Annotated in this window: 13 protein-coding genes, 2 pseudogenes and 1 CRISPR repeat array; of the genes and pseudogenes, 7 read left to right on the forward strand and 8 right to left on the reverse strand. The window is 73.5% G+C overall.

Features of this window, described 5'->3' with window-relative positions; translation table 11 throughout:
- Nucleotides 1–37 precede the first annotated feature (37 nt).
- Nucleotides 38–292, reverse strand: a complete 255-nt coding sequence (locus NUM_RS29845; RefSeq protein WP_207128252.1) for a hypothetical protein — start codon at nucleotides 290–292, stop codon at nucleotides 38–40.
- 247 nt (nucleotides 293–539) lie between these two features.
- Nucleotides 540–1,301, reverse strand: a complete 762-nt coding sequence (locus NUM_RS29850) for a GAF domain-containing protein (RefSeq protein ID WP_207128253.1) — start codon at nucleotides 1,299–1,301, stop codon at nucleotides 540–542.
- Between the two features lie 126 nt (nucleotides 1,302–1,427).
- On the opposite strand from NUM_RS29850, the gene NUM_RS29855 reads away from it, so the two are divergent.
- Nucleotides 1,428–1,934, forward strand: a complete 507-nt coding sequence (locus NUM_RS29855; protein ID WP_207128254.1) for a DoxX family membrane protein — start codon at nucleotides 1,428–1,430, stop codon at nucleotides 1,932–1,934.
- 208 nt (nucleotides 1,935–2,142) lie between these two features.
- Complete coding sequence (locus NUM_RS29860; protein WP_207128255.1) at nucleotides 2,143–2,592, forward strand: NUDIX domain-containing protein; 450 nt, start codon at nucleotides 2,143–2,145, stop codon at nucleotides 2,590–2,592.
- A 22-nt stretch (nucleotides 2,593–2,614) separates the two neighbouring features.
- Here the strand turns inward: NUM_RS29860 and NUM_RS29865 are convergent, their stop codons facing one another.
- The 5 genes and pseudogenes from NUM_RS29865 to moaC all read right to left on the reverse strand — a co-directional run bounded on the left by NUM_RS29865 (nucleotide 2,615) and on the right by moaC (nucleotide 6,321).
- On the reverse strand, nucleotides 2,615–2,923 hold the full coding sequence (locus NUM_RS29865) for a hypothetical protein (RefSeq protein ID WP_157034703.1): 309 nt from the start codon (nucleotides 2,921–2,923) through the stop codon (nucleotides 2,615–2,617).
- A gap of 398 nt (nucleotides 2,924–3,321) precedes the next feature.
- A complete protein-coding gene (locus NUM_RS29870) occupies nucleotides 3,322–3,747 on the reverse strand; it encodes a molybdenum cofactor biosynthesis protein MoaE (protein ID WP_225918940.1) in 426 nt (141 codons plus the stop codon).
- A gap of 31 nt (nucleotides 3,748–3,778) precedes the next feature.
- Nucleotides 3,779–5,023: a molybdopterin molybdotransferase MoeA gene (locus NUM_RS29875; protein ID WP_370467082.1), complete on the reverse strand. Its 1,245-nt coding sequence runs from the start codon at nucleotides 5,021–5,023 to the stop codon at nucleotides 3,779–3,781.
- A gap of 327 nt (nucleotides 5,024–5,350) precedes the next feature.
- A pseudogene (locus NUM_RS29880) lies at nucleotides 5,351–5,824 on the reverse strand (MogA/MoaB family molybdenum cofactor biosynthesis protein); the annotation flags it as partial.
- Entirely contained in the window at nucleotides 5,821–6,321 is a 501-nt protein-coding gene (moaC, locus tag NUM_RS29885) for a cyclic pyranopterin monophosphate synthase MoaC (RefSeq protein WP_207128256.1), read from the reverse strand. The pseudogene NUM_RS29880 and the gene moaC, both read right to left, overlap by 4 nt.
- Before the next feature lie 395 nt (nucleotides 6,322–6,716).
- A CRISPR array of direct repeats spans nucleotides 6,717–7,459; the repeat unit is 24 nt; unit sequence ATGCGCGAGCACAACTGGAGCTGA.
- Between the two features lie 162 nt (nucleotides 7,460–7,621).
- On the opposite strand from moaC, the gene NUM_RS29890 reads away from it, so the two are divergent.
- The 5 genes and pseudogenes from NUM_RS29890 (at nucleotide 7,622) to NUM_RS29910 (ending at nucleotide 13,405) form a co-directional block, all read left to right on the forward strand.
- Nucleotides 7,622–10,105, forward strand: a complete 2,484-nt coding sequence (locus NUM_RS29890; RefSeq protein WP_207128257.1) for a putative bifunctional diguanylate cyclase/phosphodiesterase — start codon at nucleotides 7,622–7,624, stop codon at nucleotides 10,103–10,105.
- 99 nt (nucleotides 10,106–10,204) lie between these two features.
- Nucleotides 10,205–11,521: a glycosyltransferase 87 family protein gene (locus tag NUM_RS29895; RefSeq protein WP_225918941.1), complete on the forward strand. Its 1,317-nt coding sequence runs from the start codon at nucleotides 10,205–10,207 to the stop codon at nucleotides 11,519–11,521.
- 9 nt (nucleotides 11,522–11,530) lie between these two features.
- A complete protein-coding gene (locus NUM_RS29900; RefSeq protein WP_207128258.1) occupies nucleotides 11,531–12,193 on the forward strand; it encodes a phosphoribosyltransferase in 663 nt (220 codons plus the stop codon).
- Nucleotides 12,194–12,286: 93 nt separating this feature from the next.
- Nucleotides 12,287–12,430, forward strand: a pseudogene (locus tag NUM_RS37475) (TFIIB-type zinc ribbon-containing protein); the annotation flags it as partial.
- A 276-nt stretch (nucleotides 12,431–12,706) separates the two neighbouring features.
- Nucleotides 12,707–13,405 carry a FadR/GntR family transcriptional regulator gene (locus tag NUM_RS29910; protein WP_207128260.1) on the forward strand — a complete coding sequence of 233 codons (699 nt, stop codon included), beginning with the start codon at nucleotides 12,707–12,709 and terminating at the stop codon, nucleotides 13,403–13,405.
- A gap of 94 nt (nucleotides 13,406–13,499) precedes the next feature.
- Here NUM_RS29910 and NUM_RS29915 read toward each other — a convergent pair whose 3' ends face one another.
- The gene (locus tag NUM_RS29915) at nucleotides 13,500–14,033 is read right to left on the reverse strand and encodes an MmyB family transcriptional regulator (RefSeq protein ID WP_207128261.1); all 534 of its coding nucleotides are present in this window, start codon (nucleotides 14,031–14,033) and stop codon (nucleotides 13,500–13,502) included.
- Nucleotides 14,034–14,300: the final 267 nt, after the last annotated feature.

Consider the following 14,300-nt stretch of genomic DNA (forward strand, 5'->3'; position numbering starts at 1 on the left):
CACAGCGGCCGAGAACGCGCTGCCCGGACCGAACCGGTCAGTGCACGGCGGCGAGACGGAGGCGGCTCCACAGCGGCAACCGGGTGCGCTGCGCCTTCTTCTCGGACAGCTCGCGTTGCACGTCGGCCTTGGCCTTCTTGCCGGCCCAGCTGCGGGCGTCGGCGAAGTATCCCTTGGGGTCCTTGAGCAGGCGAGATGCGCGATCACGCGGACTCTGGTCGGCGTCTCGCGCCTCGTCGTGCGCGGCCGAGCCGAGGAACGGCGCGCCGCATGCTTCGATCAAGCTCGACACCGGAGACCCCCATCCAGAACCGATCGGGTCCAGCCTGCCATGACCTTGCCTAGGTCGCCAACGCAACGACGTTCGTCCGAACGTTGCTACGCACACTAATGCGCACTTGTCGAGCGGACTGTCCTAGATCCGTCAGCTCACGGCCTTGAAATCCGCCCGTTCGTGTGAGCGGCGGCAAGGTCGCGTCGCCCGACAGCGCGGAGGCGTCGAGGTGGGCGACAGCGGCGCGGCAGGCCAGGGCGGACGGTCACCGGTTCAGCCCAGCCGCCAGCAGCTCGCCCAGCAGCCGGACCAGCTCGCGGTCCTGGTCGTGCAGCGCGCCGCACTCCTCGGTGTCCACCGTCAGCAGGCCGAACTGGCGCCGCGCGGTCACCACCGGTACGACGATCAGCGACCGGTGCTTGTGGTCGTCGGTGACCCAGCCCGGCGGCGCCTGCACGGTCAGGTCCGGGTAGAAGCCGTCGGTGTCGGTGTCGATCAGGTGGAACGCGGCGTCGCCCAGCGGGGTACCGGCGACGAACTCGACGGTGCCCGGCTCGGCCCGGCCGTAGTAGCCGACCAGCTCCAGCCGCCGGCTGCGGCCGCCGACCGCGCGGAAGTAGCAGGCCCGGGCGCCTTCCGGGGCGACCAGCTCGCAGGCGGCGGCCAGGACGATCTGGCGGGCCTGGCCCTGCAACTGGTCCAGGTCGCCGCCGCGCGGTCGGGCGTCGCTGATCTCGCCCAGCAGGTACGCGAGCGGGGTCAGGACCCGGCCGACCACGATGCGCATCTGCTGGGTGGCGCGTTCGGCGATCTGCCGGGCGTCGGTGGCCCGCACCGATGCGGCGCGCTCCGCGTACATCGGCAGGCCGACGGAGACGGCGGTGAACGCCGCCGCGCCGGCGAACAGAAGCCAGAACGGCCAGCCGGTCGTCTGGCTCGCCACCGAGCCCAGCGCGAACGCGCCCACCGCCGAGCAGATCGCGATCGGACGGTAATCGCGGACAACCCCGGACGAAAGGCGCGACATGATGCCACTTACCGTAGCCGCACGGTACGACAAGAGTCACTCCCCGGGAGTTGCGACACGGGTCACGGGCCGGCGAATCGTACATTGTCTGATTGATCCGAGCCGATCGGCGGTATGAAAACAGGTATGAAGCCGGTACGGAGCCTCGCCCACGCCATGCTCGCCTCGGTGTTCGTGTCGGGCGGGATACACACCCTGCTGCACCCCGAACACGCGGCGAAACAGGCCGAGCCGGTCAGCCAACGGCTCGCCGCCGCCACCGAGAACACCGCGCCGTGGCTGCCCACCGGGCCGGTCGCCGTCGTACGCGCGAACGCGGCGATCCAGGTGGGCGGCGCGGCGCTGCTCGCCAGCGGCAGACTGCCCCGGTTGGCGGCGCTCGCGCTGGCCGCCTCGCTGGTGCCGACCACCCTCGTCGGGCACGCCTGGTGGCGCTACCAGGACCCGGCGCAGCGGTCCAACCACCGCAACCACTTCCTCAAGAACGTGGCGATCCTCGGCGGCCTGGCGCTGACCGCGGTGGACACCCAGGGCCGCCCCGGACTCGGCTGGCGCGCCTCGCACGCCACCGAGGTCGCCGCGAAGCGGGTCGGCCGGCTGCGCCGCCGCGCGGTCGAACGCGTCACGCCCTGACCGCTCGCCCCGCCCGTCACGAGCCGGGCGGCGCAGTCGCGACCCGGCGGGTAGCGCCCGGTACGAGCCGGGCGGCGCGGCCGCGACCCGGCAGGTAGCGCCCGGTAGGAGCCGGGTGGCGCGGCGGGTGACGCACGGCGTCGCCGCGCGGTGGGCGGTGCGCGGCGAGACTCGGTTTCCGGCAACCGATCGGCTACGCTTCGCTGGCATGGCGCCCATCGGACACCGCATCGCGTTGATGGTTGTCGTCGGCCGTGGCGGGGCGCTGCTGATGCAGCTGCGCGACGCCGACGCCCGGGTCGACCCGAGCCGGTGGTCACCGCCCGGCGGCCACGTGGAACCCGGTGAGACCGCGGAACAGGCGGCCCGCCGCGAGCTGACCGAGGAGACCGCGCTGACCGCGACCGGGCCGGTGCATCCGGTCGCCGAGGGCACCATGCCCGACCGGGTCAGCCCCGGCCGGCTGGTCGCCTGGCAGGTCTTCGCCACCGCGCTGCCCGTCACCCGCGACGACGTACGGCTGGGTGAGGGGCAGGCGCTGGAGTTCGTCGCGGCGGACAAGGTGCCACAGTTGGACCTGACCGACATCGCCCGCCAGGTGTTGCCGTCGTTCCTCGACTCGGACGCCTACCGCCGACTGGCCGCGGCGACCGAGTGACCGTCCGGACGAACCCGGCGAGTCAGCGCTGGGCGATCGGTGGCTCCGGGGTCGGCCACAGCGGCGGGAACGCCTTGTCCTCGGCCAGGTAGTCGGCCACCGGGCGGTTCGAGCTGCGCAGCATCGCCGCGTAGTCGAGCCGCGCGTTGCGCTCCTCGTCGAGGATCTGACCGACCTCCTCGGTCGACCCGCTGCCCAGCTCCAGCATGCTGTGCACCTGCTGGACCGACTGCCACCAACGCCGGTAGGCATCCATCAGCCCACGGGCGACCAGCGGCGGATCATCCTGGACTGCCGTTTCGGCGGCAGCCTGCGTCGCAACCATGCTCATCTGCACTCCCCCCACATGCATTCCACCATCGGCCGGCGATGGCGCCGGTTGCGGACTCCGCCCCCGGAGTCACCTCAACCCGAAACGCCGCCCAACGGGCGCTCGCCGTTCCAACACCGAACCATGTGCACTGTCTGGTCGACACCCGAGCCGAGCCGGGCGGCAAGCCGCATAGTACGACGTGCCAACCAGCGACACCATAGGCCGCTGGACGGCGCGATGGGTAACACAATGGCCCCGTTGGAGGGAAGCGGAGGTCAAGTGTCGGGTTTCTGACCCAACGGCGCGAATCGGTGCGCTAACGCGTTAGAGCATCGTTACCGACCGAAGCGACCGAAAGCTGTCGGCCGCCACGATAACCCGGCACCGCGCAACCGTCCATTCCGGACAGAGGCGGGTCAGGGACAGTTGACCCACTCGTCGGTACCGTCGGCGAACAGCTGGTGCTTCCACACCGGCAGCTGGGCCTTCACCTCGTCCACCAGCTGCCGGCAGGCGTCGAACGCGGCACCCCGGTGCGCGCAGGCGACCGCCACCACCAGCGCCGCGTCGCCGATCGCGAGCGGCCCGACCCGGTGCCCCACCGCGACCGCCTGCAGCTCCGGGCAGTGCGCCACCACGTCGGCGACCACCTTGCCGAGCACGTCGGGCGCGCTCGGATGCCCCTCGTACGTCAGCTCCCGGACGGTGCGGCCGTGGTCGTGATCGCGCACCACGCCCGCGAACGAGACCACCGCACCCGCGGCGCTGCGGGACACCGCCGCCTCGAACTCCGCCGGTACCAACGGTTTCTCGGTCACCTCGACCCGGACCAGCTCGGTCACTGCGACACCTCCGTCGGCGCTTGCGGTGCGGTCATGGCCGTTCCCCGGCACTGAGCGGGAACGGCAGGAACTCGGCCGGCTCGCCGACCCGGCCGGTGGCGCCCGGCGGTACCAGTACGAAGCCGTCCGCCCAGGCGAGACCGCGCAGCATCGCCGATCCGTTGTGCGGCAACGGGTAGGCCAGGCCGTCCGGTTCCAGCCGGGCGAGCGCGAGGTGGGTGTCGTCGCCGCGACCGGCGATCTCGGCGCCGAGCCGGACCCGGCTCAACCGCGGCACCGACCGCCCGGTGAGCCCGGCGACCAGCGGCCACACCAGCGTCAGCAGGCCGATCACCGCGGACTGCGGGTTGCCCGGCAGGCCCGCCACGAACCGGCCGCCGGGCAGCTTGGCCAGCACCATCGGGAAGCCCGGCCGGACCGCGACGGTGTCCACCACGTACTCGGCGCCGAGCTGCGCGAGCGCCGGATGCAGGTGGTCGACCGGGCCGTGCATGGTGCCGCCGGTGGTGCACACCAGGTCCGCCGCGCCGGCGGCGGTCGCGATCGCCTCGACGTGCGCGTCGAGGGTGTCGCCGACCGGCGCCACCGGGGCGGAAACCGTTGGCAGCGCGCCGATCCGGGCCAGCCAGCCGGGCAGTTGCGGGCCGAGCGAGTCGCGCACCAGGCCGCGGCCCGGCAGGCCCTCGGTGAGCAGCTCGTCACCGAACACCAGCACCGTGGCCCGGGGCGGGCGGCGCACCAGCAGCTCGTCGTACCCGCACTGGGCGGCGACGCCGACCGCACCGGGTGTCACCGGGGTACCGGCCGGGAGCAGTTCCTCGCCCTTGACCGCCTCCTCGCCCGGGACCCGCCACTCCGGCGTCGGCCGGCGGGGCTGCCCGGAGACCAGGCCCTCGGCGTCCCGGGTCGAGTCCTCGACCCGGATGATCTGGTCGGCGCCCGGCGGCACCATCGCGCCGGTCGCGATCTCGACCGCCGTACCGTCGGCCAGCGCGACCGCGACCTGGCCGGCGAGCACCCGGCCGGACACCCGCCACGGGCCGGCGCCGCGCACCGCGTAGCCGTCCACGCTGGCGGTGGTGAACGCGGGCAGCGGGGTACGGGCCCGGACCGGCTCGGCGAGCGTCGCGCCGGCGGCGTCGGGCAGCGCGAGCCGGACCGGCTCCGGCGGTGCGGCCGCCCCGGCGGCGTGCGCGGCGATTCGGGCCGCCGCCCAGCCGATCGAGCCGCCACCCGCATCGTGCCCGCGGGCGCCCGCGGCTCCCGGCCCGGTCACCTGTCCGTGGGCACCGTCGGCTCCCGGCGCGGCTGCGCCGTGGCTGTGGCCACCTACGGCTCCCGGCCCGGCTCCGACGTGGCTGTGGGTACCCGCGGCTCCCGGCGCGGCTGCGCCGTGGCTGTGGGCGCCCGCGGGTCCTGGCCCGGCCACGGCGGGGCCGGCGGCGGCGCGCGGGCCGGCGCTGGAGCCGGTCGCGGGGAGCACGGTGGTCTGCTCGGCGCCCCCCGGCGGTGCGGCGACCGCGGACGGGCTGCCGGCGGGCGCGGACGAGTCGGCTGCGGCGACCGCGGGCGGGACGCCGGCGGTCGCGTCCACCGGGCGCGGATGGTCACCGCCGCGCAGCTGGTCGACCGCGTGGGCCAGGATCGGGCCGAGCACGGCGAGTCCGTCGGCGACGGCGCCCCGCGAGCCGGCCAGGTTGACCACCAGGGTGCGGCCGGCGACACCGGCGATGCCACGGGACAGCGCCGCGGTCGGCACCGTGCCCACGCCGTACGCCCGGACCGCCTCGGCGATGCCGGGGATCTGGTAGTCGAGCACCCGGGCGGTCGCCTCCGGGGTGCGGTCGGTGGGCGAGACACCGGTACCGCCGGTGGTGACGACGACGTCGACCCGGGCCGCGACCGCCTCGCGCAACGCCCGCTCGACCGGGTCACCGTCCGGTACGACCACGGGCTCGGTCACCGTGGCGCCCAGCCGGCGCAGACCGTCGACGAGCACCGGCCCGGTGGTGTCGGCGTACCCGCCGGAGGAGGCACGGTTGGAGGCCACGATGACCCGGGCCTGGAAGTCGGTCACGGTTGCCTCCCGTCGTCGGCCGGACGGATCCAGGTACCGGTCTTGCCGCCGTCCTTGCGCAGCACCCGGACCGCGTCGATGCCGGCCGCCGGGTCGACCGCCTTGATCATGTCGATCAGCGCGAGGCCGGCGGCGAGCACCGAGGTCAGCGCCTCCATCTCGACCCCGGTGCGGTCGGCGGTGCGCACCGTGGCTCGTATGTCCACTGTGGACTCGTGCGGTTCGAGGTCGACGACCACGCCGTGGATGGCGATCGGATGGCACAGCGGAACGAGGTCGGGGGTGCGCTTCGCGGCCATGATGCCGGCGATCCGCGCCACCCCCAGCGCGTCGCCCTTGGCCAGTCCGTTGGTTCGGATCAGGTCGAGCACCTCGGTGGTGGTACGCACCACGCCGGCGGCGACGGCACTGCGGACGGTGACGTCCTTGCCGGAGACGTCCACCATCCGGGCCGCGCCCGTCTCGTCCACATGGGTCAGGCCGCTGGACTCGGTCACACGACGAGCCTACGCAGCCCGGCCGGCCCGGACCGACACGGCGGGCGAATCGGTACGGCCGTCCGCACCGCCGGCGGGCCCACCCGCACGGCAATGATCCGTTTCGTACCGCCGAGTGATCACCTGTCATCCTTTTCGCACATGGCCCTGTCATAGACGGCTATCTATGCTGACGGTGTTCCTCCTGCCGGAGATGGCGGTGCCCCGGCCCGCCCCGCGACGCAACGGGCCGCACGCACCGGCCACGACGCGCGCGACGTTGGGGGGCGGTCGTGACGACGCCGCGAAACGGGCATGCACCGCGCGCTCCTCGTACCGCGCCGCCCTCCTGCCGCCGAACCGCGGCCGCCGACCCACCGGCACCCACTCCCGAGACGTACCGAAGGGGGTCCGCCGTGCGCGAACACAACTGGTCCTGACGACTTGTCGCAGCCGACACCACACGGAGAGGGGATGCCGCCATGCGCGAGCACAACTGGAGCTGACCGCCGCCGACACCTTCCTGACCAGCGGAAAGGAGACCGCGATGCGCGAGCACAACTGGAGCTGAGCGAACCCCGTCGCGACCGACACCACGAAGAGAGGAGGCGCCGCCATGCGCGAGCACAACTGGTCCTGAGAGCTGTCGCAGCCGACACCACGAAGAAAGGAGGCAGCGCGATGCGCGAGCACAACTGGAGCTGAACGACCGGACGCCGCCCCGACAAGCGGGAAGGACACACGCCGTGCGCGAACACAACTGGTCCTGAGGAGCGGTCGCAGCCGACACCACGAAGAAAGGAGGCGCCGCCATGCGCGAGCACAACTGGAGCTGAACACCGCCGACAACGTCCCGACCAGCCGGAAGGAGACCGCGATGCGCGAGCACAACTGGAGCTGAGCCCCCGTCGCGACCGACACCACGAAGAGAGGGGACGCCGACATGCGCGAGCACAACTGGAGCTGAACGAGCCGACACGATCCGACAACAGGAAGGACACGCCATGCGCGAGCACAACTGGAGTTGATCGGACGACGCCGTCACATCGAGCCGAGGAGGGAGGCGCGCCGTGCGCGAGCACAACTGGAGCTGAACCCCGCCGACAACGTCCTGACCAGCGGAAAGGAGACCGCGATGCGCGAGCACAACTGGAGCTGAACGGCACCCGTCGGCCATGTCGTACGAAAGGAGACGCCGTGCGTGAACGCCACTGGACCTGACGACGATCTGTGGTGTTGTCGAACACTCACTTACGTCGATCCGCGCATCCGCGTAGGATCGCCGCATCCGTCACCCGATTCGCCCCGGGGACCTGCCACCGTGAGTACTGCCGACGCTTCCACGGCCCGCAACGCCACCCTGCGCCGCTACATCTTCGGACACGCCGCGCTGGCGCTGGGCGTGCTCCTTGTCGCCACCGCCAAGCTGCCCGGGCCGACCGGCGCGCTGTGGCTCGCGGTGGGCATGCTCGCGCTGTACACGGTGGCCGGGTTGGCCCCGGTGCAGCTGCGGTTGCGCAGCCAGGGCGTGCAGTTCGCCTGGGGCGAGGCAGCCGTCATCATCGGGCTGGTCGTGCTGCCACCGAGCACGATGATCTGGGCGGCGGCGTTGGGGCGCCTCGCCGCCGAGCTGATCGGTCGCCGCCCCGCGGACAAGCTCACCCTCAACGTCGCGAAACAGGTCGTCGCAGTCACCGGGGCCGCCACCCTCAGCTACCTGGTGGCCGGCGCCCGGGTGGATCCGTTCACCGTCCGGGGCGCGGTCGCACTGATCGCCGCGACGGGGGTGTACGCGCTGTTCGCCGCGCTGTCGGTGAGCATCGCGATCAGCCTCGCGAACGGCACCCGGCTGCGGCTGATGCCGCTGCACCGGGTCGAGCTGATCGCGATCAGCGGCAACATCGCCATCGCGTTCCTGATCCTCGGCGTGCTGCGGTTCGATCCGCGGCTGCTGTTCGCGATCCCACCGATGATCGTCTTCCTGCGGCTCGCCTACGCCTACCGGCTGCGCACGCACACCGAGCGCGAGGCGTGGCAGCGGCTGGCCGCGGCGACCGACCGGTTCAGCGAGGTCGACCTGGCGCAGGTGCTGGGTACCGCGGTGACCGGCGCCGCCGAGCTGTTCGGCGCCGACGAGGTCGAGGTGCTGGTCCGGCTGGGCACCGAACCGGACGGCCTGGTCCGCGGCGACGCGCAGGGCGTGTCCTGGGCCGGCGCCGCCGCCGACGCACCGGTCGCGGGCGAGGCCGAGACGATCGAGACGCCGCTCGGCAGCACCGACACCGACGCCGGCCCGGGGGAGCTGCGGCTGCGGTTCGCGGGCACCGTGCGGCTGAGCGACAGCGAGCGGTACGCGCTGCGTACCTTCGCCGCCGCACTGGGCACCGCGCTGCGCAACGCGTACGCGTACGCCGAGGCGCAGCGGCGGGCGGCCCGGCACGCCTACGACGCGGCGCACGATCCGCTCACCGGCCTGGCCAACCGCCGGTACCTGCTGGACGTGGGCGAGCAGGTGCTGTCCGAGCGGCCGGCGCGCGGCACCCAGGCGATGGTGCTGATCGACCTGGACCACTTCAAGGAGGTCAACGACACCCTCGGGCACTCCGCCGGTGACGAGGTGTTGACCGCGATCGGCCGGCGGCTGGCCACCGCGGCCGGCGACGACGACATCGTGGTACGGCTGGGGGGCGACGAGTTCGCGGTGCTGTTCGTGGCGCTGCCGGCGCCGGCGCTCGCGGTGCACCGGGCCCGGCAGATGCTCGCCACCCTGGACCCGCCGATCGAGGTCGACGGCATCCGGATCACCGTCGGCGGCAGCGCCGGCGTCGCGCTCGCCCCGGTCCAGGGCGGGGTCGGCGAGCTGCTGCGCCGCACCGATGTGGCGATGTACCAGGCGAAACGGGAGGGCAGCCGGCTCGCCGAGTACCAGCGGCAGCGGGACACCGCCGACGTCGGCCGGCTCGCCCTCGGCGGCGAGCTGCGCGCCGCGCTGCACGGCAACCAGTTCGCCCTGCGGTACCTGCCGATCGTCGAGCTGAACTCGGGCCGGATCAGCGCGGCGGAGGCGCTCGCCCGGTGGGAACACCCGTACCGGGGGGAGATGGCGCCGCGGCAGTTCCTCACCGCGATCGAGCGGTCCGACCTGCTGCCGGAGTTCACCGAGCTGGTGCTGGACACCGCGCTGGCGGCGGCGTACCGGTGGGCCGACGCCGGGCACCCGATCGGCGTCGCGGTGAACCTCTCCCCGCGCAGCCTGCTCGACCCGGACTTCCTGCGCGTGGTGCAGCGGCGCGTCACGTCCAGCGGGGTACCGCCCGAGCAGCTCACCCTGGAGCTGACCGAGACCCGCAACCTGAGCCGGCTGGACGTCGTCGACGAGACCCTGCGCGGGCTGCGCGAGCTGGGGGTGCGCATCGCCCTGGACGACTTCGGTACCGGCAGCTCCTCGCTCGGCATGCTGGCCCGGGTGCCGGTGGACGAGCTGAAGATCGACCGCAGCTTCGTCGCCGGCCTGGTCACCTCGCCGGAGCCGGCGGCGGTGGTCCGCGCCGCGATCGACCTGGGCCGCAGCCTCGACCTGTCGGTGGTGGCGGAGGGGGTGGAGAGCCAGCGGCAGCGGGCGATGCTGTTCGAGCTGGGCTGCCCGTGCGGTTCCGGCTACCTGTTCTCCCGGCCGGTGACCGACACCAAGATCGCCGACCTGCTCGCGGCGGAGACCCCGCTGGCGCCGCCGATGTCGGCGGACGCGCAGGTCATCCGCATCCCACCGGGCCGGCTGACCCGCAGCACCCGGCACCGCCTGTAACCCGCGGCCCGGCCGCCGCCGAGCTGGTGATCGGCGGCGCGGCGGGACGGGCCGTACCGGGAGTGCGGGGTCGGCGGGGGCGATGCCAGACTGACCGGCGTGACGCTGACCGGAATCGCCCGCGCGACGCACCGGGCCGGCCGAGGCACCGTGGTCGACATCGTGCTGTACGCGGCATCCGCCGTCTATGCCGGAATCATCGCGTTCAACACCGGGATGCCGGCGCACGCGCAGTGGGGCCGGATCGCGGTGTTCGGCTACCTGGCGCTGACCGTGCTCGCCGTCGTCCAGCGGTTCGTCGGGCGCGGGCTGGCCCGGCCGGCCACCCGGATGGTGCTGGTGTTCGCCGGCTGGGCGGCCACCACGCTGCTGCCGCTGCTGATCGAGGCCGCCCAGCGGGCCACCGGCGCCAGCGGCCGAGCCCAGGACGAGGTGACCGTCGTCGAGATGGCCGGCGCGCGGCTCGTCGACACCGGCAGCCCGTACCTGTCGCACGACGGCATCGTCGGCGCGCTGCCCTCGCTCGGCTACCTCGCCTACGTGCCGTACAACCCGGGCATCGCGGTGTTCGGCCTGCCCCGGCGGTACGCGGGGGACCAGTGGTGGACCGACGCCCGGGTCGGCTTCGCCGTCGTGACCGCCGCCGCGATCGTCGCCGCCCTGGTACTGCTGCGCCGGCTCGCCCCCGCCGCGGTGCTGGTCCGGGCGGCGCAGGTGGCGACCGTGTTCCCGGTCTGCGCGCTGACCCTGGCCACCGGCGGCGACGACCTGCCGGTCCTCGCGCTGTGCCTGCTCGGGCTCGCCTTCGCGGTACGGGCACGGGTGGACGAGGGCGGCGGCGCTCTCTGGTGGCTACTGTCCGGCCTGGTCATCGGCGACGCCGCCGCGATGAAGCTGTTCGCCCTGCCGGTGCTGGTGGTGTTGGCGGTGTTCGTCGGGTTCCGGGCCGGCGGCCGGTCGCTCGGCTGGTACCTGACACCGGCGCTGGCCCTGCCGGTCGTCACGCTCGGCCCGATCGCGCTGCGCGACCCGGACGGCGTGCTGGAGAACCTGGTCCGCTACCCGCTCGGGCGCGGGCTGGCCGAGAGCCCCGCCGCGAGCAACCTGCCCGGGCACCTGATCGCGGTGCTGCTGCCAGGTGGGAAGGTCGTCGCGGCGAGCCTGCTGGTGGCGGCCGGCCTGGCGTTCGTGCTCCACCTGCTGGTCCGGCCGCCGGCCGACGTCGCCGCGGTGACCTGGCGGGTCACCGCGGCGATGCTGCTCGCGATCTGCCTGGCGCCGGCGACCCGGTTCGGCTACCTGCTCTACCCCGCCGCGTACGCGGTCTGGGCGGTGGCGCTGCGCATACCGCGCGAACCGGCCGAGCCGGCACGACATCCCGGCGTTCGAGTCGCGACCGCCGGGGATCGGGCGTAGACAGGAAACATGCGGTCGCGACCCCGACATCGGCTTGCCGGCCCGGTCGTCGACCGGACATACCGGGACCGGCGCGAGGCGGGTGCCGCGCTCGCGGCGCTGCTCGGCTGCCACGCCGGCAGCACCGACGTCGTCGTACTGGGGCTGGCCCGGGGCGGCATGCCGGTCGCCGCCGAGGTCGCCGGCCGGCTCGGCACCCCGCTCGACGTGCTGGTGGTCCGCAAGCTCGGCGTGCCCTGGGCGCCGGAGGTGGCGTTCGGCGCGATCGGGCCGGACGAGGTCGTCGCGTTCACCGCGTTCGCCGACCGGCTGTCCGCCGACGAGATCGACACCGCGGTGGCCACCGAACGCGCCGAACTGGCCCGGCAGGACGCCCGGTACCACGCCGACCACCCGGCGACCGACCTGTCCGGCCGCATCGCCGTACTGATCGACGACGGGCTGGCCACCGGCGCCACGGCCCGCGCCGCGGTCGAGGTGGCTCGGCGCCGCGGCGCCGAGCGCACCGTGCTCGGCGTGCCGGTCGCCGCACCGGGCGCGGCCGACGCCCTGGCAGCGGTCGCGGACGAGCTGGTCTGCCCGTACCGGCCGGCCAACTTCGACGCCGTCGGCCGGTTCTACCAGGACTTTCGGCAGATCTCCGACGGCGAGGTGCACGGCCTGCTGAGCTGATCCGCCGGTACCGCCGGGGCTGCCGGCGCGCCTCCTCAACGGCGCCTTAACGAGTCTTGGTCGATCGCCGGATCGCTCGGCTACCGTTGCCCGATGGACCTGATCTGCCCGAAGTGCCAAGGACAGATGCGTCAGTACGAACGCAACGGAGTCACCGTCGACCAGTGCACCGAGTGCCGCGGGTTGTTCCTCGACCGCGGCGAGCTGGAGCACCTGATCAACGCCGAGCAGGGGTGGTACGGCCCGGGTGACCATCAACGGCCGCACGACGAGCGCGGCCGGCACGACACCCGCCGGTACGATGAGCGACGCCACCCGGACCATGGGCAGCGCCGGAAGCGCCGCAGCTTCCTCGAAGACCTGTTCGACTAGACGAGCCATCGCCGTCTCGACCCGCCGCGGCGCGACCAGGTGCCGCGGCGCCCACCGGGTGCGCCGACCAACCGCACCGCGCGCGGTCGTGCAGACAGGGGCCCGGCTGCCGCGGGCACCGCCCGGCAGTGGGAGGGCTGGATGGCGCTGACCGACGAGGCGATCAACCGGATCAAGAACATGATCACGTCCGGTGAGCTGCGTCCCGGTGACCGGCTGCCCAAGGAGGCCGACCTCGCCGACCGGCTCGGCCTGTCCCGCAACTCGTTGCGGGAGGCGGTCCGCGCGCTGTCCCTGATCCACGTGCTCGACGTGCGGCAGGGCGACGGCACCTACGTCACCAGCCTGGAACCGCAGCTGCTGCTGGAGACGATGAGCTTCGTCGTCGACTTCCACCGGGACGACAGCATCCGCCAGTTCCTGGAGATCCGGCACATCCTCGAACCGGCCGCCACCGAGCTCGCCGCCCGGCGGATGACCGACCAGCAGCTCGACGCGCTCGGCGCCATCCTGGCCGAGCTGCCGGACGACCCCAGCGTCGACGAGCTGGTCGCCAACGACCTGCGGTTCCACCGCGAGATCGCTGTCGGCGCCGGCAATCCGTCCCTCGCCAGCCTGCTGGAGAGCCTCTCCGCCCCGACCGTACGGGCCAGGGTCTGGCGCGGCCTCACCCAGGAGGGCGCCGTGCAGCGCACCCGGGAACAGCACGCCGCGATCCACGCCGCCATGGTCAGCCGCAACCCCGACGTGGCCCGCGCCTGGGCGACCGTACACGTGGCCGGGGTGGAGGACTGGCTGCACCAGACCCTCACCGAACCCCAGGCCACCGCCGCCGACTGACCGCGGAACCCCGTCGCATCGGCGACCGCATCCCGGCCGGCGTCGGGAGGCGGGACGCGGTGGGCAGCGGAGCGCGGCCGGGTGCCGGCGGTGGTCAGCCGACCGCGGCCGGGGTCGCCTCGCGGGCGATCGTGTCCAGCACCCGCTGGGACGCCTCGTCGGCCGCCCGGTACAGCACGACGCGCAGGTCCGGTTCCGACATCGGCAGCAGCACCTCGAAGTCGACCGTCAGCGGGCCGAACTCCGGATGCAGCATCGGCTTGCGGCCCCGCCCGTTCACCCGCACCGCGTGCTGCTCCCACAACCGGGCGAACTCCGGACTGCCCGACACCAGGTCGTCCAGCAGCGCCGCCAGCTCCGCGTCGTCCGGGTGCGCCGCCCAGGCGGCCCGCAGGTCGGCGATGCCCTCCCGGATCACCCGCTCCCGCTCCACGTAGAAGTGCTCGAACCTGCCATCCATCAGGCACAACCGCATCGTGTTCAGCGACTGCGCCGGCAGCGTGTCCAGCCCGAGCATCACCCGGCTCATCTCGGCGTTCCAGGCCAGCACGTCGAAGCGGTGGTCGATGAGCATCGCCGGCAGCGGTGACAGGTCGTGCACCAGCCGGGCCGCCGCCGCCGGGAACACCGGACGATCTCCCGGGGGTACGCCGGCGACCCGTCACCGGCAGCCCCACCTCGGCCGGCGTCAACCGCTCCCGCCTGGTCCGCAGGAACGCCGCCAACTCCGCACTGACGTCCACCGTCTCCGTCATGCACCCAGCGTACGAGCAGCCGGCGGCGCCGCCGACCGACCGCGCTGGCGCCGTCCCGACACCGGCCCCACCGCGCAGCCTGGGACCCGCTTTCCCAGGAAACACCGTCCCTGAACAGCGACCGCCCGCTCGACGAACCT

It is taken from the genome of Actinocatenispora comari (genome assembly GCF_017312725.1).
GTDB lineage: Bacteria > Actinomycetota > Actinomycetes > Mycobacteriales > Micromonosporaceae > Actinocatenispora > Actinocatenispora comari.

Coding starts and splice junctions, on each gene's coding strand:
- NUM_RS29910 (WP_207128260.1), top strand. CDS start 12,707: ATGGCGCTGACCGACGAGGCGATCAACCGGATCAAGAACATGATCACG.
- NUM_RS29850 (WP_207128253.1), bottom strand. CDS start 1,301: ATGTCGCGCCTTTCGTCCGGGGTTGTCCGCGATTACCGTCCGATCGCG.
- NUM_RS29855 (WP_207128254.1), top strand. CDS start 1,428: ATGAAGCCGGTACGGAGCCTCGCCCACGCCATGCTCGCCTCGGTGTTC.
- NUM_RS29900 (WP_207128258.1), top strand. CDS start 11,531: ATGCGGTCGCGACCCCGACATCGGCTTGCCGGCCCGGTCGTCGACCGG.
- NUM_RS29865 (WP_157034703.1), bottom strand. CDS start 2,923: ATGAGCATGGTTGCGACGCAGGCTGCCGCCGAAACGGCAGTCCAGGAT.
- NUM_RS29860 (WP_207128255.1), top strand. CDS start 2,143: ATGGCGCCCATCGGACACCGCATCGCGTTGATGGTTGTCGTCGGCCGT.